Source organism: Pseudomonas sp. GW823-FHT03E05 (assembly GCF_058796855.1).
Genome location: NZ_JBXAJB010000002.1, coordinates 546,517 through 563,437 on the forward strand (window position 1 = coordinate 546,517; position 16,921 = coordinate 563,437).

The window sequence follows — 16,921 nt, forward strand, 5'->3', positions numbered from 1 at the left end:
GTCATGTTCAAGCGAAACACCTTAAGCCTCGGGGGCGCCGCTTTATGCGGCGCCCTGCTGGTCAGCGGCTGTGCCAACCAGATGTCGCAACGCAGCGAACACGAGGAACGTGTCGAGCGCAAACTGCTCGATCACAGCCTGCAGATCGATGTCGGTGAGCCTAAGGTGCTTGAGCTGCCGCAACGCCGAGTGCGCATTCACGAACAGAAGACCTTCGAAGTCACCGAGTTCGAGGTCACCCGCCGCTACGATCGCTACACGCCCTACCAACCCTGGCGCGAGATCTACGAGATCCCGCTGGGCGCGGTGGCACTGGTGGCGGGCGTCGGGGCCAATGTGGTCAATGTGTTCGCCCTGGGCAACCTGCCGGACAGCGTGACCAAGGACTGGATCAGCTACGGCGTGTCCGGACTCAACCCGTTCATGAACATGCCCTCCCATGGCCGTGCCCAGCAGAACCTGGCAGCCATCGATGAAGTCCAGCGCGACAAGCGCCTGGAGTATTCGAGCCTGCCATGGAGCGAGCGTCCGGTGCAGGTCAAGGCCGGCAAGCAGACCTACGAGCTGAGCACCGACCGCAATGGCGTGCTGCGCTTGAACCTGCTGGACAATCCGTTTTCCGAGCAGGACCTGAATCACATCGGCAAGCTGCAGATCAGTGTCGAAGACGCTCAGGACGAAGTGCATTCGGACTCCTCCCTGAGCATCAGCAGCGGCCTGCGCAGCAAGTTGCAGGAAGCCCATGCACTGATCTACGACGACCTGGAAGATGATGAGGTGAGCCAGTGGGTGCACCGGGTCAAACGCCTGTCGGAGCTGGGCCTGGAGGAAGAAGCCAGCGAACTGGAGCAAAGCCTGATCGAGCTGACCCGCAACGATCCGGAGCTGCAGAACGAGTTCCTCAAGTCCCTGACCAAGAATGCCGGCCGCCTGGTGGCCGACCCCGGCAGCAACTGACCCCCTGTAGGAGCCGGCTTGCCGGCGAAAGCGATGCCTCGGATGGATCGCAACCGGCCAGCCCCTACCCCCCCCCTCGGAACAGCTCCAGCTGTTCATGAGCGCCGCGCATATCCTGCAAACGCACGCCAATTCCCAGCAGGCGCACCGGCTTGCCGCCGCGCTTGAAGGCCTGGGTCAGCAATTGCCGATAACTCTCCAGGTCACGCCCCGCCCCCGCCTGTTCCAGGGTGGTCTGGGTAAAATCATGAAACTTCACTTTGACGAAAGGCTTGCCCGGCCGGTAGCTGCTGTCGATGCGCGCCATGCGCCCCGCCAGGGTCTCCATCAGTTCCGGCAACTTCTGCAGGCAACTGTCCAGATCCGGCAGGTCCACGTCGTAGGTATTCTCCACGCTGATCGACTGCCGCCGGCTATCGTTCTGCACTGGCCGCTCATCGATGCCCCGGGCCAGGCTCCACAGGCGCTCGCCAAAACTGCCGAACTCGCGCACCAGCGCCAGCTTGCTCCAGTCCCGTAATTGCAGGCAGTCGACAATGCCCAGGCGCCCCAGCTTGTCCGCCGTGACCTTACCCACTCCGTGCAGCTTGCTGACTGGCAGCTCGGAGACGAAATCCTCCACCTGGTCAGGGGTGATCACAAACAGGCCGTTGGGCTTTTTCCAGTCACTGGCGATCTTCGCCAGGAATTTGTTCGGCGCCACCCCGGCCGACACGGTGATGTGCAACTGATTGGAAACCCGACGGCGAATGTCCTGGGCGATACGCGTGGCGCTGCCGGCAAAGCTCGGGCTTTCGGAAACATCCAGGTAGGCCTCGTCCAGCGACAAGGGTTCGATCAGGTCGGTGTAGTCGCGAAAGATCGTATGAATCTCTTTGGAAGCTTCCCGATAGGCCTCCATGCGCGGCTTGACGATCACCAGGTCCGGGCACAGGGTCAGGGCGTGCCGGGAGGACATGGCCGAGCGCACCCCATAGGCCCGCGCCTCATAATTGCAGGTAGCAATCACCCCCCGTCGATCCGCTGACCCGCCCACCGCCAGCGGCTTGCTGGCCAGGTGCGGGGCGTCGCGCATTTCGATGGCGGCGTAGAAGCAATCGCAGTCAATGTGGATGATTTTGCGCTGCATCATATAAAGGCAGAGATCATGAAAGGCACAGGTCGCAATGAAAGCAGAAGGCAAGTATCTACCGACACCTGTATATAGCACCAGTACCTTGCATCTTCGCGCTGACCTTCATCAGGTCCGGCTGAATTTATTTGCTCAATGACAACAACGCCTTCAATAGAGCTGCAAGCCCCGTTCTAGCTAGGCCCGAGCCTTCCGAAAAGCCCCTTCAAGGAAGCTAAGCGATTGAACCGGAAGCAATTTTCAAAATTTAATGATTGACAGGATCTGCCAGCTCTGTAGAATTCGGCCACACAGACGCGGGATGGAGCAGTGTCTGGTAGCTCGTCGGGCTCATAACCCGAAGGTCGTCGGTTCAAATCCGGCTCCCGCAACCAAACATCAAAAAAGGCTACTCGAAAGAGTGGCCTTTTTTGTGCGCGCGTGTTTTTCCCTACCTTCACGCCCTGTAAAACTCCTTGCAGGTCCATGACTTAAGTCGGCCAGCCAGGTTTTCGACGTTAATTTGACCTCTGGGACCATTAACGGTTGACACTCGGTCGTTCGCCTGTAGAATGCCGCCACACAGACGCGGGATGGAGCAGTCTGGTAGCTCGTCGGGCTCATAACCCGAAGGTCGTCGGTTCAAATCCGGCTCCCGCAACCAAACATCAAAAAAGGCTGCTCGAAAGAGTGGCCTTTTTTGTATCTGTTGAAAAAGTCCTTTGGCAACAATGATCTGGCAATGTGTTGCGAACCTTTAGCAGCGCGTCGACTCTTCACCATGCAAGCTATGCTCTGTCTCGGGGCAACCACCTTGCGTTGATCGCGCAGGCTCGCCGGGCCACGGTGAGACGCGTTAATATTTGAAATTATTTTTTCTACAGGGATTGGTAACTTGGCTGGATACCCCCATCCTGTCGCGCACAATCCACGAGGTGATTGATGCGCGCCAACATGTCTGATTCACAAGACGCCGATACCGCTACCGCCACTCAACCCATTACAGTCACTCGCTTGCGCTGGCTGGACCTGTTGAGCAAATACCGCCAGCCGCTGGGCCTGGCCGTGACCCTGCTACTGTTCGCCATTGCCCTGATCGCCTGTCGCCACCTGCTCAGCGAGCTGGACTTCTACGCACTGCACGACTCGATCCTCGACGTGCCCAAGCCGGCCCTGCTCGGCGCCCTGGGCGCGACCATCGTCGGCTTCATCATCCTGCTGGGCTACGAGTGGTCCGCCAGCCGCTATGCCGGGGTCAACCTGCCCGGCCGCACCCTGGCCCTGGGCGGCTTCACGGCCTTCGCCATCGGCAATGCCATAGGCCTGTCGCTGCTCTCCGGCGGTTCAGTGCGCTACCGGCTGTACGCCCGCCATGGGCTGGGGGCCGCCGATGTGGCCCACATGACCCTGTTCGCCAGCCTGTCCCTGGGCTGTGCCCTGCCTCCGCTGGCAGCCCTGGCCACACTGAGCAACCTGCCGGCAGCCTCCGCGGCCCTGCGCCTGCCGGAAAGCCTGCTGGCGGGTATCGCCCTGGCCATCCTGGTGCTGGGAGCGGTGCTAGCCATCGGCATCTATCGCCGGCGCCTGCCGGAACAGCCCCTGCGCGACAACCTGCTGGTGCGCGTCGGCCGCCGCACCCTGCGCCTGCCCGGACGCCGCCTGACCTTCCTGCAACTGATCATCACCGCCCTGGACGTCGCCGCAGCCGCCACCGTACTTTATCTGCTGCTGCCCGAAGCGCCGCCGTTCGGCGCCTTCCTGCTGGTGTACCTACTGGCCTTGGCCGCAGGTGTGCTCAGCCACGTGCCCGGTGGCGTCGGGGTGTTCGAAGCCATCCTGCTGGCGGCCTTCGCCGACAAGCTCGGTGCCGCGCCCCTGGCTGCGGCACTGCTGTTGTACCGATTGATCTACGTGGTGCTGCCGATGCTGGTGGCCTGCGTCCTGCTGCTGATCAACGAAGCCCAGCGCCTGTTCCAGACCCGCCAATCGCTGCGGGTGGCGTCCGGCCTGGCCGCTCCAATCCTCGCGGTGCTGGTGTTCCTCTCCGGTGTGGTGCTGCTGTTTTCCGGCGCCACCCCGGAAATCGATACCCGCCTGCAACACATCGGTTTCCTGATTCCCCATCGCCTGGTGGATGCCTCGCACTTCGGCGCCAGCCTGATCGGCGTGCTCTGCCTGCTGCTGGCCCAGGGCCTGCGCCGGCGCCTGTCGGCGGCCTGGATGCTGACCACCATTCTCTTGCTGGTGGGTGCCCTGCTCTCCCTGCTCAAGGGTTTTGACTGGGAAGAAGCCTGCCTGATGACCCTCACCGCCAGCCTGCTGGCCGTGTTCCGCCGCTCGTTCTATCGCCCCAGCCGCCTCACCGAACTGCCGTTCTCGCCGCTGTACCTGGTGGCCAGCGTCTGCGTGCTGGGGGCTTCCATCTGGCTGCTGCTGTTCGCCTATCAGGACGTGCCCTACAGCCATCAGCTGTGGTGGCAGTTCACTCTCGACGCCGACGCCCCCCGTGGCCTGCGCTCGCTGCTGGGCGCCGCGGTGCTGCTGCTGGTGGTGTCCCTGACCTGGCTGCTGCGCACCGCGCGCCCGGTGATCCACCTGCCCACCAGCGAGGAGCTAGACAAAGCTGCGAAGATCCTAATGGCCTCGTCCCAACCCGATGGCGGCCTGGCCCTGACCGGCGACAAGGCGCTGCTGTTCCACCCCAACGACGACGCCTTCCTCATGTACGCCCGCCGCGGCCGCAGCCTGGTGGCGCTGTACGACCCCATTGGCCCGACCCAGCAACGCGCGGAAATGATCTGGCAGTTCCGCGACCTGTGCGACGTGCACCACGCGCGCCCGGTGTTCTACCAGGTACGGGCGGAGAACCTGCCCTACTACATGGACATCGGCCTGACCGCGATCAAGCTCGGCGAAGAAGCCCGGGTCGACTTGCAGCGCTTTGATCTCGAAGCCAAGGGCAAGGAGATGAAGGACCTGCGCTACACCTGGAACCGTGGCACCCGCGACGGCCTGTCGCTGGAGATCCACGAGCCGGGCCAAGCACCGATGGACGAGCTGAAAGTGATCTCCGACGCCTGGCTGACCGGCAAGAATGTCCGCGAGAAAGGCTTCTCCCTGGGCCGCTTCAGCGACGACTACCTCAAGCACTTCCGCATCGCCATCATTCGTTTTGAAGGGCGCCCGGTGGCCTTCGCCAACCTGCTCGAGACCTACAGCCACGACCTGGCCAGCCTCGACCTGATGCGCGCGCACCCGGACGCGCCGAAGCTGACCATGGAGTTCATGATGGTCGGCCTGATCCAGCATTATAAAAATCATGGATATGCCCGCTTCAGCCTGGGGATGGTGCCGTTGTCCGGCCTGCAACCACGGCGTGGCGCACCGCTGACCCAGCGCCTGGGCTCGATGGTGTTCCGCCGTGGCGAACAGCTGTACAACTTCCAGGGCCTGCGCCGTTTCAAAGACAAGTTCCAGCCTGACTGGGAACCCCGTTACATGGCCGTGCCGGCAGGGCTGGACCCGCTGGTTGCACTGGCCGACACTGCCGCCCTGATCGCAGGCGGCTTGACTGGATTGGTGAAACGCTAATGATTCAACGCTCTTGGCGGTACCTGCTGGCGACCCTGGTGGTGCTGGCTCTGATTGCAGGTGGCGGCTACTGGTGGTGGAACCGCCCCGCTCCCGAACCGACCCTGGAACAACTGACTCAGGCCGACGGCTCGACCCTGAACCGTGTGACCCCAGGTACCCAGGCCAAGGCCCGGGTAGTGGTGGCAGTGCTGCCTGACGCGACCCTGACCGACAAGCAACTGCTGGCCCTGAGCCGCAGCGGCGCGGCGCAGATCGTCCAGGTGGTCCTGCCCAAGGACGACTGCAAGCTGCAGGAACAAGCCCTGCAGAACGCCCTGCCGCAACTCGCCGGCCCGGCCACCCTGGTCAGCGGCATCGGCCCGGGCGCAGCCCTGGCCTGGCGCTGGATCGCCAGCCAGAACGACGACAAGGCCCAGGCCGTGTCGGTGGGTTTCACCATCAACCCGGCGCCCGGCTGCACCGATCCCTTGCCCAAGACCCTGGCCCACGGCCATTGGCTGGTGGCCTGGAACGACAACCCGGATGACGAAAGCGCCGGCTTCGTGCGTGATACCCCCAACGCCACCACCAGCATCAGCGACTACGACATCCACCTGCCCCAGGTACTGAACAACGAGTTGCGCAAGCTGCTGGTGGGTTCGGAAAACGGCGGCCTGAGCATCCCCGTGGTGGAAGTGCCGGCCGGCCAGGCCAAGGACACCGTGACCCTGTTCCTCTCCGGCGACGGCGGCTGGCGCGACCTGGACCGCGACGTGGCCGGCGAGATGGCCAAGATCGGCTACCCGGTGGTGGGCATCGACACCCTGCGCTACTACTGGCAGCACAAGACCCCGGAACAGAGCGCCATCGACCTCACCGAGCTGATGCAGCACTACCGGCAGAAATGGGGCACCAAGCGCTTCGTGCTGACCGGCTACTCCTTCGGCGCCGACGTGCTGCCTGCCATCTACAACCGCCTGCCGGAAGCCGAGCAGCAGCGTGTCGACGCCATTATCCTGCTGGCCTTCGCCCGCACCGGCAGCTTCGAGATCGAAGTCGAAGGCTGGCTGGGCAACGCCGGCAAGGAAGCCGCCACCGGCCCGGAAATGGCCAAGCTGCCGGCCGCCAAGGTGGTGTGCATCTACGGCGTGGAAGAGGTCGATGAAAGCGGTTGCACCGACAAGACCGCCGTTGGTGAAGCCATGAAGCTGCCAGGGGGCCATCACTTCGATGAGAACTACCCGGCACTGGCCAAGCGCCTGGTGGATGCCATCGAGAAGCGCCAGGCCAAGGATCAGGCCACCGCTCAAGAGTGAGCCGAGCCTCGCCCGACAAAGCCCCCGCAGCCTCAGGTTGCGGGGGCTTTTTTACATCGACGGTATAAATGCCCTCACTGAGTGGGGACGGATTAGGTTTGTGGGAAGCCTCCGACCTGCCGCCCCTGGCCAAGGCCTTTGCCAAGGACGCCGCCTACAGCAAGGACAGCGATCGTCAAGCCTGGGCAGCATACTACCTGAGCGCCATGGGCAAGGCGGTGGTGGACGATGTGGTGCAGGCGCTAGCCGCGTAACGACCAAGGGCGATCTCGGGGCCGGTGGGCTCCGGGAGAAACCGTCCTGTCATTAGCATCGATATCGATGGCCGGTCCGTTATCGCGAGCAAGCTCGCTCCTACAGGGCCGTGAAACGAAAAAGCCCCCGTTGCCTTTCGGCAGCGGGGGCTTTTGTTGGCTCGGGGTTACATCTCGACCTGGGTGCCCAGCTCGATCACCCGGTTCACCGGCAGCTTGAAGAAGCGCAGGTTGCCGTTGGCGTTCTTCAACATGAAGGCGAACAGCGCTTCGCGCCAGCGGGCCATGCCCACCAGCTTGGAGGCGATCACCGTCTCGCGGCTGAGGAAGTAGGTGGTCCGCATCGGGCTGAAGTCCAGTTCATCCAGGTGGCACAGTTTCAGGGCTTCCGGTACATCCGGCTCGTCAGTGAAGCCGAAGTGCAGGATCACCCGGAAGAAACCTTCGCCGTAGGAATCCACCTCGAAGCGCCGCTGTGCAGGCACCCGGGGAATGTCCTCGTAGACCACGGTCAGCAGCACCACTTGCTCATGCAGCACCTGGTTATGCAGCAGGTTATGCAACAGCGCGTGGGGCACGGCATCCGGGCGGGCGGTGAGGAACACCGCAGTACCCTGCACCCGATGTGGAGGCTGCACGCGGATGCTGCCGATGAAAATCGGCAGTGGCAGGCCGCCTTCGTCCAGGCGATCCACCAGCAGCTCCTTGCCGCGCTTCCAGGTGGTCATGAGGATGAACAGCACGATCCCCGCCAGTACCGGGAAGGCGCCGCCCTGGAAGATCTTCGGCACGTTGGCGGCGAAGAACAGCCCGTCCACCAGCAGGAAACCCACCAGGAGCGGCACCACCAGCATCGGAGGCCACTTCCACAGCAGCAGGATCACCGCCGACACCAGGATGCTGGTGATCAGCATGGTCCCGGTCACTGCCACGCCGTAAGCCGAAGCCAGGGCACCGGAGGACTCGAAACCGAGCACCAGCAGGATCACACCCACCATCAGCGCCCAGTTCACCGCGCCGATGTAGATCTGCCCCTGCTCGGCGCTGGAGGTGTGCTGAATGTGCATCCGCGGGATGTAACCCAGCTGGATTGCTTGGCGAGTCAGGGAGAAAGCCCCGGAAATCACCGCCTGGGACGCGATCACTGTGGCCAGGGTGGCCAGCACCACCAGCGGAATCAGGGCCCAGCTCGGCGCCAGCAGGTAGAAGGGGTTGCGGGCGGCTTCAGGGTTTTCCAGCAGCAGCGCGCCCTGGCCGAAGTAGTTCAGCACCAGCGCCGGCAACACCAAGGCAAACCAGGCCCGGGCAATGGGCTTGCGCCCGAAGTGCCCCATGTCGGCATACAAGGCTTCGGCACCGGTCAATGCCAGAACCACCGCACCGAGGATGGCGACCCCCATGCCCGGATGGACAATGAAGAAGCGCACGCCCCACATCGGGTTCAACGCCTGCAGCACTTCCGGGTGCTGGAGAATGCCGTTGACCCCCAACCCGCCCAGAACCACGAACCAGGCCACCATCACCGGACCAAACAGCTTGCCGATGCGATCAGTGCCGTGTTTCTGGATCAGGAACAAGGCCACCAGTACCACCAGCGCCATCGGTACTACCCAATGCTCCAGGCCGCTGAATGCCAGCTCCAGGCCCTCTACCGCCGACAGCACGGAAATCGCCGGGGTGATCATGCTGTCGCCATAGAACAGGGCTGCACCGATCAGGCCCAGAATCACCAGCATCGAACGCAAGCGCGGATAGGAGCCGGAAGCCCGCCTGGCCAGCGCGGTCAGGGCCATAATGCCGCCCTCGCCCTGGTTGTCGGCCCGCAGGACGAACAGCACGTACTTGATCGAGACGACCCAGACCAACGACCAGAAAATCAGGGCCAGGATGCCAAACACCCCGTCGTGATTGACCTGAACCCCATAATGGCCGGCAAACACCTCCTTGAGGGTGTAGAGCGGACTGGTGCCGATATCGCCATACACCACCCCGACCGCCGCCACCAGCATCCCCAGAGGCTTGCCCCCGGAGTGCTCGCCACTCGCCGCCTGACTACTTGCCTGACCCATCAATGACTCCTACTACTCAAGACCGGGGCTTCTTATATAGAAAGCGCAAGGTTATACAAGCGCTATTCTCTTAAGTTGCGCAGTTTGCCATGTAATTTGCAGATTCTTATTACCACTAAGGCACCAACTAACACCGTATGAAAGCAACCGGGTATAACGGGACGAAGCATAGTCCAGCGCTCGTCGTATTTCCCCCGCATAAAGCTGGTCAAGCGCTTCGACCATCGCTAGAATTGCGCACTTTTTGATCAGAGGCGCAGCCAGCGCCCAACCGTCGCACTTGCCCCCCAAGTGGCTCGACACCCAATACCGAGGTTAGACATGTCCACCCCCTCCGCGCCGGCCAACCCGAAAGTCGGCTTCGTATCCCTGGGTTGCCCAAAAGCTCTGGTCGACTCCGAGCGCATCCTCACTCAACTGCGCATGGAAGGCTATGACGTGGTCTCCACCTACCAGGACGCCGACGTCGTGGTGGTCAACACCTGCGGTTTCATCGACTCGGCCAAGGCCGAATCCCTGGAAGTGATCGGCGAAGCCATCAAGGAAAACGGCAAGGTCATCGTCACCGGCTGCATGGGCGTGGAAGAAGGCAATATCCGTGACGTGCACCCTAGCGTGCTGGCGGTCACCGGCCCCCAACAGTACGAGCAGGTGGTCAACGCCGTGCACGAAGTGGTGCCACCGAAACAGGACCACAACCCGCTGATCGACCTGGTGCCGCCGCAAGGCATCAAGCTGACCCCGCGGCACTACGCCTACCTGAAGATTTCCGAAGGCTGCAACCACAGCTGCAGCTTCTGCATCATCCCGTCGATGCGCGGCAAGCTGGTCAGCCGCCCGGTGGGCGATGTGCTCGACGAAGCCCAGCGCCTGGTCAAGTCCGGGGTCAAGGAACTGCTGGTGATCTCCCAGGACACCAGCGCCTATGGCGTCGACGTCAAGTACCGCACCGGCTTCTGGAACGGCGCGCCGGTGAAGACCCGCATGACCGAGCTCTGCGAAGCCCTGAGCACCCTGGGCGTATGGGTTCGCCTGCACTACGTCTACCCCTACCCGCACGTGGACGAGCTGATTCCGCTGATGGCCGCCGGCAAGATCCTGCCGTATCTGGACATCCCGTTCCAGCATGCCAGCCCGAAAGTGCTCAAGGCCATGAAGCGCCCGGCCTTCGAAGACAAGACCCTGGCGCGAATCAAGAACTGGCGCGAGATCTGCCCTGAACTGATCATCCGTTCGACCTTTATCGTTGGCTTCCCGGGCGAAACCGAAGAAGACTTCCAGTACCTGCTGAACTGGCTGACCGAAGCCCAACTGGACCGCGTCGGCTGCTTCCAGTACTCGCCGGTGGAAGGCGCTCCAGCCAACGACCTGGACCTGGAAGTGGTCCCGGACGAGGTCAAGCAGGACCGTTGGGAGCGCTTCATGGCGCACCAGCAGGAAATCAGCTCGGCACGCCTGCAACAGCGCATCGGCAAGGAAATCGAAGTGCTGATCGATGAAGTCGACGAGAATGGCGCCGTGGGCCGCTGCTTCTTCGATGCTCCGGAAATCGACGGCAATGTGTTCATCGACGGCGCGGGCGACCTGAAGCCGGGCGACAAGGTCTGGTGCCGGGTGACCGACGCCGACGAATACGACCTCTGGGCCGAAACCCTGTAAGGCGTAAAAAAACTGCCAAGCCCCGCTCTCGCCACGAGATGCGGGGCTTTTTTCGGTCTATCGTTTGCTCTGCCAGGCCTGCAATCACTGCGGCCTATCACTTCAGGGGCAGGCGGCATGCGCCAACACTCGGTCGTGCATACACCCAAACTCAGCGATTACCCGGAACTGACCCAGGTCTGGGAAGCCTCGGTACGTGCCACCCACGACTTTCTCCCGGACAGCTATATAGAGTTGCTGCGCAAACTGGTGCTGACCCGCTACCTGGACGCGGTGATGCTGATCTGCACCCGCGATGCACGCCAGCGCATCACCGGCTTTGCCGGGGTCGCGGCGGGCAAGGTGGAAATGCTCTTCATCGACCCGGCCCACCGGGGCCGAGGCCTGGGCCGCCAGCTGCTGCAGTACGCGGTGGAACACCTCAATGCCAAGCAGTTGGACGTCAACGAGCAGAACCCCCAAGCCCTGGGCTTCTACTTCAGGCAAGGCTTCGAAGTGGTCGGGCGCTCGGAGCAGGACGGCATGGGCCAGCCCTACCCGCTGCTGCACATGCGCCTGAAACAGGCACAACTGCAGGCCCGGCGCGGCTAAAAGCCACAGCCGGCAAATGGACCCGCGATTAACCGGCGCCAGGCAGGTACAATAGCTGCCCTCTTTTGTTACGGCCCCTGTCATGACTGACCCGATTCGTCTCTCCAAACGCCTCATCGAACTGGTCGGCTGCTCCCGCCGGGAGGCTGAGCTGTTCATCGAGGGCGGCTGGGTCACCGTAGACGGCGAAGTCATCGACGAACCGCAGTTCAAGGTCGGCGCGCAAACCGTCGCTCTGGACCCCGAGGCCAAGGCCACCGCGCCGGAGCCTGTGACCATCCTGCTCAACGTGCCTGCCGGCCAGGACCTGGACAGCGCCATGCAGTCCATTGGCGCTGACAGCCTGTCCGAAGAACACCGCTACGGCAAACGTCCATTGCGCGGGCATTTCCTGCGCCTGACCGCCAGCGATGACTTGCAGCCCAACGCCAGCGGCTTGCTGGTGTTCACCCAGGACTGGAAAGTGCTGCGCAAGCTGACTGCCGACGCGGCCAAGATCGAGCAGGAATACGTGGTCGAGGTCGAAGGCGAGATGATCGACCACGGGCTCAACCGCCTGAACCACGGCCTGACCTACAAAGGCCGCGAGCTGCCACCGGTAAAAGCCAGCTGGCAGAACGAGAACCGCCTGCGCTTCGCCATGAAGAACCCGCAGCCGGGTGTGATTGCGCTGTTTTGCCAGGCCGTCGGCCTCAAGGTCGTCGCCATCCGCCGCATACGAGTCGGCGGCGTGTCCATCGGCAAGGTGCCGCTGGGCCAGTGGCGCTACCTGTCGGCCAAAGAGAAGTTCTAAAGCCGCCCCCATTCAGACGCCGTGCCCTTGCGCGGCGCTCCACGCGCATTGATCAGGACTGTAACCATGATTCATAACGATGTACTGCGCAGCGTGCGCTACATGCTCGACATCAGCGACAAGAAGGTCGTCGAGATCATCAAGCTCACCGGTTTCAAGGTCAGCCTGGACGATGTCGTCAGCTACCTGAAGAAGGATGAGGAAGAAGGTTTTGTGCATTGCCCGGACGAAGTCATGGCGCACTTCCTCGATGGCCTGGTGATCTTCAAGCGCGGCAAGGACGAAAGCCGTCCCCCGCTGCCGATCGAACTGCCGGTCACCAACAACATCATTCTGAAGAAGCTGCGAGTGGCCTTCGAACTCAAGGAAGACGACATGCACGCCGTGCTCAAGGCGGCCGACTTCCCGGTGTCCAAGCCGGAGCTGAGCGCGCTGTTCCGCAAGTTCGGCCACACCAACTACCGCCCGTGCGGCGATCAGCTGCTGCGCAACTTTCTCAAGGGCCTGACCCTGCGCGTACGCGGCTGAACCCCTCGCGCGGCCGCAGTACATTCTCAGCGGCCCTGATGAGCCGCTATTGCCCCAGGCAATAGTGGCTCCCCGGCAAGCGCCTGAAGACTAGGGTAGGCACACACCTATCTGCTCAGGACTTCCCATGCATCCCTATTTCTCCCTGCAAGGCCGCACCGCCCTGGTGACCGGCGGCACCCGTGGTATCGGCAAGATGATTGCCAAGGCCTTTGTCGAAGCCGGCGCCCGGGTGTATATCTGCGCCCGTGATCCCGACGCCTGCCAGCAGGTCGCCGAGGAACTGGCCGCATTCGGAGAGTGCCGGGGGCTGGCCGCCAACCTGGCCAATGAGGAAGGCGTGCAGCAGCTTGCCGCCACTTTGGGCCAGCAACTCGACTCCCTGGACATCCTGGTGAACAACGCCGGCACGACCTGGGGCGCGCCACTGGAAAGCTACCCGGCCAAGGGTTGGGAAAAGGTCATGCAATTGAACGTGACCTCGGTGTTCAGCTGTATCCAGCAGTTGCTGCCGCTGCTGCGCCGTGCCGGCTCGGCGGCCCATCCGGCGCGCATCATCAATATCGGCTCGGTGGCCGGAATCAGCTCCTTCGGCGAACAGGCCTACGCCTATGGCCCGAGCAAGGCGGCGCTGCACCAGATGTCGCGGATCCTCGCCCGGGAGCTGGTGAGCCAGCACATCAACGTCAATGTCATCGCGCCGGGACGTTTTCCCAGCAAGATGACTCAGCACATCGGTAACGATGAACAGGCCCTGGCCGAAGACGTGGCGCTGATCCCGATGAAACGCTGGGGCCGGGAAGAGGAAATGGCCGCGCTGGCCATCAGCCTGGCAAGCACTGCGGGGGCCTACATGACCGGCAACATCATTCCTCTGGATGGCGGCTTCAGTCTCTGATCGATGTTGTGCAATTCGCCGGCAAGCCGGCTCCTACAGGTGGCGCGGGTGTTGTAGAAGCTGGCTTGCCAGCGAACGGGTTATCATGCCCTCCCCTTACAGCCTCGACCCCAGAACATGACCTACAGCGTTTCCCCCATCGGCTTCGTGCGCTCCTGCTTCAAGGAGAAGTTCGCCATCCCGCGCCAACCGCAACTGGCTACGGCCGCGCGCGGGGTGCTGGAACTGGTGGCGCCTTTCGACCAGGGCGACGCGGTGCAAGGGCTGGAGCAGGTCAGCCACGTCTGGCTGCTATTCCTGTTTCACCAGGCCCTGGAGGACAAGCCGCGACTCAAGGTGCGCCCGCCGCGCCTGGGGGGCAACAAGTCCATGGGGGTCTTCGCCACCCGCGCCACCCATCGCCCCAATGGCATCGGCCAGTCGGTGGTCAAGCTGGACAAGGTCGAGGCCAACCGCCTGTGGATCTCCGGCATCGACCTGCTGGACGGTACGCCGATCCTCGATATCAAGCCCTACGTGCCCTACGCCGACATCATTGCCACGGCGAGCAATGAGATCGCTAGCGCCGCGCCGCAGATTATTCCGGTGCAGTGGCAGGACAATGCCCTGCAACAGGCTCAGATCCACGCTCAGCGTCTGCAGGAGCCCCTGGTGGAGCTGATCGAGCAGTGCCTGGCTCAGGATCCGCGTCCGGCCTACCAAGTGCCCACGGCCGAGCGTGAGTACGGCGCCCAGTTCTGGGATCTGGACGTGCGCTGGCATTACCCAGAGCCCGGGGTGATCCGGGTGCTGGAAGTGGTCCCGGCGGGCTGAACCCCGGAAACGAAAAAGCCCGCGCTGCCTTTCCAGGCAACGCGGGCTTTTCTGTGTCCGGCAGAAACCGCCCAGTCAGCACCAATGCGCTGCCTGGACGGTCTTCGCGAGCACGCTCGCTCCTACTTTTCGACGAATGCACGCTCGATCAGGTAGTCACCCGGCTCGCGCATGCGCGGCGAAACGGTCAGGCCGAAACTGTTGAGCACTTCGCTGGTTTCATCCAGCATGCTCGGGCTGCCGCACAGCATGGCGCGGTCGTCCTGCGGGTTGATCGGCGGCAGGCCGATGTCGCGGAACAGCTTGCCGCTGCGCATCAGGTCGGTCAGGCGGCCTTCGTTCTCGAACGGCTCGCGGGTCACGGTGGGGTAGTAGATCAGCTTTTCACGCAAGGCTTCGCCGAAGAACTCGTTCTGCGGCAGGTGCTCGGTGATGAACTCGCGGTAGGCGACTTCGTTGACGTAGCGTACGCCGTGGCACAGGATCACTTTTTCGAAACGCTCGTAGGTTTCCGGATCCTGGATCACGCTCATGAACGGCGCCAGGCCGGTACCGGTGCTGAGCAGGTACAGGTGTTTGCCGGGCTTCAAGTCATCCAGTACCAGGGTACCGGTTGGCTTCTTGCTGATGATGATCTCGTCGCCTTCCTTCAGATGCTGCAGCTGGGAAGTCAACGGACCGTCTGGAACCTTGATGCTGAAGAATTCGAGATGCTCTTCCCAGTTCGGGCTGGCAATGGAGTAGGCACGCATAAGCGGACGGCCATTAGGCTGTTGCAGGCCGATCATCACGAACTGACCGTTCTCGAAGCGCAGACCCGGATCGCGGGTGCACTTGAAGCTGAACAGAGTGTCATTCCAGTGATGAACACTGAGGACACGCTCGTGGTTCATGTTGCTCATGTACGGGGGCTCCTAGAAATTGCCTGCGCTGACCATGAGCGCAATTGCACAGCATTCTAATGGCGGCGACAATATCTGTTAACTGGATTATTAAGATAAGGGTTATCGGTTATATCGATATGCGATTTACTCTCCGTCAACTGCAAGTCTTCGTCGCCGTCGCCCAGCAAGAGAGCGTTTCTCGTGCTGCGGGGCTGCTGTCCCTCTCGCAATCGGCCGCCAGTACCTCGATCACCGAACTCGAGCGCCAATCCAGTTGCCAGCTGTTCGATCGCGCGGGCAAGCGCCTGAGCCTCAATGCCTTGGGCAAACAGCTGCTGCCACAGGCAGTGGCCCTGCTGGACCAGGCCAAGGAGATCGAAGACCTGCTCAACGGCAAGTCCGGGTTCGGCTCGCTTTCGGTGGGTGCGACCCTGACCATCGGCAACTACCTGGCCACCCTGCTGATCGGCAGTTTCATGCAGGTGCACCCGGAGAGCCAGGTGAAGCTCCATGTGCAGAACACTGCGCATATCGTGCAACAGGTGGCCCACTACGAAATTGATCTGGGTCTAATCGAGGGCGACTGCAGCCATCCGGATATCGAAGTCCAGACCTGGGTCGAAGATGAACTGGTGGTGTTCTGCGCGCCCCAGCATCCACTGGCCAAGCGCGGCCACGCCACCATGGAAGAACTGACCCATGAAGCCTGGATCCTTCGCGAACAGGGTTCCGGGACGCGCCTGACCTTTGACCAGGCCATGCGTCACCACCGCAGTGCACTGAACATCCGCCTGGAGTTGGAGCACACCGAAGCCATCAAGCGTGCGGTGGAGTCGGGTTTGGGGATTGGCTGCATTTCCCGGCTGGCCCTGCGCGATGCGTTTCGCCGCGGCAGCCTGGTGCCGGTGGAAACCCCTGGCCTGGACCTGGCCCGGCAGTTCTACTTCATCTGGCACAAGCAGAAGTACCAGACCTCGGCCATGCGCGAATTCCTGGAACTGTGTCGCGCCTTTACCGCCGGGGTGCAACGCAGCGACGAGATCGTCCTGCCGAGCATTCCCTGATTCAGATCAGGATCACTGCCCAGACGATGGTGATCATGCTCAGAGCGACAAACTGCGCCGCGCTGCCCATGTCCTTGGCGTTTTTCGACAAGGGATGACGATCCAGGGAGATGCGGTCGATGGCCGCCTCCACCGCCGAATTGAGCAGCTCGACGATCAGCGCCAGCAGGCACACGGCGATCAACAGCGCACGCTCGACCCGGCTGACATTGAGCAGGAAGCTCAGGGGAATCAGGATCACATTGAGCAGCACCAACTGACGGAATGCCGCCTCGCCAGTGAACGCCGCGCGCAAGCCATCGAACGAATAGCCGGCGGCGTTAAGGATACGTTTGAGACCGGTTTGACCTTTGAAAGGCGACATAAGCTGGGCAACTGAAGAAAAAGAAGTGGGGAAGCTAGTTCAACCAA

Annotated in this window: 14 protein-coding genes, 2 tRNA genes and 1 pseudogene; 13 read left to right on the top strand and 4 right to left on the bottom strand. The window is 62.4% G+C overall.

What is annotated here, in order from left to right; all coding sequences use genetic code 11:
* The first annotated feature begins 3 nt into the window (after nucleotides 1-3).
* Nucleotides 4-957 carry a hypothetical protein gene (locus AC1RCO_RS10225; protein ID WP_011059599.1) on the top strand — a complete coding sequence of 318 codons (954 nt, stop codon included), beginning with the start codon at nucleotides 4-6 and terminating at the stop codon, nucleotides 955-957.
* A gap of 64 nt (nucleotides 958-1,021) precedes the next feature.
* Here the strand turns inward: AC1RCO_RS10225 and dinB are convergent, their stop codons facing one another.
* Nucleotides 1,022-2,089: a DNA polymerase IV gene (gene dinB / locus AC1RCO_RS10230; RefSeq protein ID WP_492617674.1), complete on the bottom strand. Its 1,068-nt coding sequence runs from the start codon at nucleotides 2,087-2,089 to the stop codon at nucleotides 1,022-1,024.
* Nucleotides 2,090-2,384: 295 nt separating this feature from the next.
* Between dinB and AC1RCO_RS10235 the strand changes: the two genes are divergently transcribed.
* The 5 genes and pseudogenes from AC1RCO_RS10235 to AC1RCO_RS10255 all read left to right on the top strand — a co-directional run.
* Nucleotides 2,385-2,463: transfer RNA gene (locus tag AC1RCO_RS10235), tRNA-Met, on the top strand.
* 192 nt (nucleotides 2,464-2,655) lie between these two features.
* Nucleotides 2,656-2,732, top strand: a tRNA-Met gene (locus AC1RCO_RS10240).
* A 278-nt stretch (nucleotides 2,733-3,010) separates the two neighbouring features.
* Nucleotides 3,011-5,659, top strand: a complete 2,649-nt coding sequence (mprF, locus tag AC1RCO_RS10245) for a bifunctional lysylphosphatidylglycerol flippase/synthetase MprF (RefSeq protein WP_019094458.1) — start codon at nucleotides 3,011-3,013, stop codon at nucleotides 5,657-5,659.
* Nucleotides 5,659-6,957 (top strand): virulence factor family protein, encoded by a 1,299-nt coding sequence (locus tag AC1RCO_RS10250; RefSeq protein WP_492617675.1) that lies wholly within the window; start codon nucleotides 5,659-5,661, stop codon nucleotides 6,955-6,957. Before mprF ends, AC1RCO_RS10250 begins: the two co-directional genes overlap by 1 nt.
* 89 nt (nucleotides 6,958-7,046) lie before the next feature.
* Nucleotides 7,047-7,211 (top strand): annotated as a pseudogene (locus tag AC1RCO_RS10255) (DUF3077 domain-containing protein); the annotation flags it as partial.
* Nucleotides 7,212-7,378: 167 nt separating this feature from the next.
* Here the strand turns inward: AC1RCO_RS10255 and AC1RCO_RS10260 are convergent.
* The gene (locus AC1RCO_RS10260) at nucleotides 7,379-9,220 is read right to left on the bottom strand and encodes a potassium transporter Kup (RefSeq protein WP_373873504.1); all 1,842 of its coding nucleotides are present in this window, start codon (nucleotides 9,218-9,220) and stop codon (nucleotides 7,379-7,381) included.
* Nucleotides 9,221-9,601: 381 nt separating this feature from the next.
* Here AC1RCO_RS10260 and rimO point away from each other — a divergent pair, with 381 nt between their 5' ends.
* The 6 genes from rimO (at nucleotide 9,602) to tsaA (ending at nucleotide 14,562) form a co-directional block, all read left to right on the top strand.
* Nucleotides 9,602-10,939: a 30S ribosomal protein S12 methylthiotransferase RimO gene (rimO, locus tag AC1RCO_RS10265; RefSeq protein WP_011059594.1), complete on the top strand. Its 1,338-nt coding sequence runs from the start codon at nucleotides 9,602-9,604 to the stop codon at nucleotides 10,937-10,939.
* A gap of 117 nt (nucleotides 10,940-11,056) precedes the next feature.
* Nucleotides 11,057-11,530 (top strand): GNAT family N-acetyltransferase, encoded by a 474-nt coding sequence (locus AC1RCO_RS10270; protein WP_492617676.1) that lies wholly within the window; start codon nucleotides 11,057-11,059, stop codon nucleotides 11,528-11,530.
* Nucleotides 11,531-11,612: 82 nt separating this feature from the next.
* The gene (locus AC1RCO_RS10275) at nucleotides 11,613-12,323 is read left to right on the top strand and encodes an rRNA pseudouridine synthase (RefSeq protein WP_015634380.1); all 711 of its coding nucleotides are present in this window, start codon (nucleotides 11,613-11,615) and stop codon (nucleotides 12,321-12,323) included.
* A gap of 66 nt (nucleotides 12,324-12,389) precedes the next feature.
* Nucleotides 12,390-12,851 carry a YehS family protein gene (locus AC1RCO_RS10280; protein ID WP_011059591.1) on the top strand — a complete coding sequence of 154 codons (462 nt, stop codon included), beginning with the start codon at nucleotides 12,390-12,392 and terminating at the stop codon, nucleotides 12,849-12,851.
* Between the two features lie 127 nt (nucleotides 12,852-12,978).
* Nucleotides 12,979-13,749, top strand: coding sequence for an SDR family oxidoreductase (locus tag AC1RCO_RS10285; protein ID WP_015634379.1), 771 nt, complete (start codon nucleotides 12,979-12,981; stop codon nucleotides 13,747-13,749).
* 117 nt (nucleotides 13,750-13,866) lie between these two features.
* Nucleotides 13,867-14,562, top strand: a complete 696-nt coding sequence (gene tsaA / locus AC1RCO_RS10290; protein ID WP_015634378.1) for a tRNA (N6-threonylcarbamoyladenosine(37)-N6)-methyltransferase TrmO — start codon at nucleotides 13,867-13,869, stop codon at nucleotides 14,560-14,562.
* 122 nt (nucleotides 14,563-14,684) lie between these two features.
* Here tsaA and fpr read toward each other — a convergent pair whose 3' ends face one another.
* Nucleotides 14,685-15,464: a ferredoxin-NADP reductase gene (fpr, locus tag AC1RCO_RS10295; protein WP_003198368.1), complete on the bottom strand. Its 780-nt coding sequence runs from the start codon at nucleotides 15,462-15,464 to the stop codon at nucleotides 14,685-14,687.
* Nucleotides 15,465-15,583: 119 nt separating this feature from the next.
* Between fpr and AC1RCO_RS10300 the strand changes: the two genes are divergently transcribed.
* Nucleotides 15,584-16,510, top strand: coding sequence for a LysR family transcriptional regulator (locus AC1RCO_RS10300; protein WP_011059588.1), 927 nt, complete (start codon nucleotides 15,584-15,586; stop codon nucleotides 16,508-16,510).
* 1 nt (nucleotide 16,511) lies between these two features.
* On the opposite strand, the gene AC1RCO_RS10305 is transcribed toward AC1RCO_RS10300, so the two are convergent.
* Nucleotides 16,512-16,874 carry a diacylglycerol kinase gene (locus tag AC1RCO_RS10305; protein ID WP_011059587.1) on the bottom strand — a complete coding sequence of 121 codons (363 nt, stop codon included), beginning with the start codon at nucleotides 16,872-16,874 and terminating at the stop codon, nucleotides 16,512-16,514.
* Between the last annotated feature and the right edge of the window lie 47 nt (nucleotides 16,875-16,921).

Bases quoted from the DNA above. Each gene is read 5' to 3' on its own strand.
- AC1RCO_RS10225 (WP_011059599.1), top strand. From the start codon at position 4: ATGTTCAAGCGAAACACCTTAAGCCTCGGGGGCGCCGCTTTATGCGGC.
- dinB (WP_492617674.1), bottom strand. From the start codon at position 2,089: ATGATGCAGCGCAAAATCATCCACATTGACTGCGATTGCTTCTACGCC.
- mprF (WP_019094458.1), top strand. From the start codon at position 3,011: ATGCGCGCCAACATGTCTGATTCACAAGACGCCGATACCGCTACCGCC.
- AC1RCO_RS10250 (WP_492617675.1), top strand. From the start codon at position 5,659: ATGATTCAACGCTCTTGGCGGTACCTGCTGGCGACCCTGGTGGTGCTG.
- AC1RCO_RS10260 (WP_373873504.1), bottom strand. From the start codon at position 9,220: ATGCTGGTGGCGGCGGTCGGGGTGGTGTATGGCGATATCGGCACCAGT.
- rimO (WP_011059594.1), top strand. From the start codon at position 9,602: ATGTCCACCCCCTCCGCGCCGGCCAACCCGAAAGTCGGCTTCGTATCC.
- AC1RCO_RS10270 (WP_492617676.1), top strand. From the start codon at position 11,057: ATGCGCCAACACTCGGTCGTGCATACACCCAAACTCAGCGATTACCCG.
- AC1RCO_RS10275 (WP_015634380.1), top strand. From the start codon at position 11,613: ATGACTGACCCGATTCGTCTCTCCAAACGCCTCATCGAACTGGTCGGC.
- AC1RCO_RS10280 (WP_011059591.1), top strand. From the start codon at position 12,390: ATGATTCATAACGATGTACTGCGCAGCGTGCGCTACATGCTCGACATC.
- AC1RCO_RS10285 (WP_015634379.1), top strand. From the start codon at position 12,979: ATGCATCCCTATTTCTCCCTGCAAGGCCGCACCGCCCTGGTGACCGGC.
- tsaA (WP_015634378.1), top strand. From the start codon at position 13,867: ATGACCTACAGCGTTTCCCCCATCGGCTTCGTGCGCTCCTGCTTCAAG.
- fpr (WP_003198368.1), bottom strand. From the start codon at position 15,464: ATGAGCAACATGAACCACGAGCGTGTCCTCAGTGTTCATCACTGGAAT.
- AC1RCO_RS10300 (WP_011059588.1), top strand. From the start codon at position 15,584: ATGCGATTTACTCTCCGTCAACTGCAAGTCTTCGTCGCCGTCGCCCAG.
- AC1RCO_RS10305 (WP_011059587.1), bottom strand. From the start codon at position 16,874: ATGTCGCCTTTCAAAGGTCAAACCGGTCTCAAACGTATCCTTAACGCC.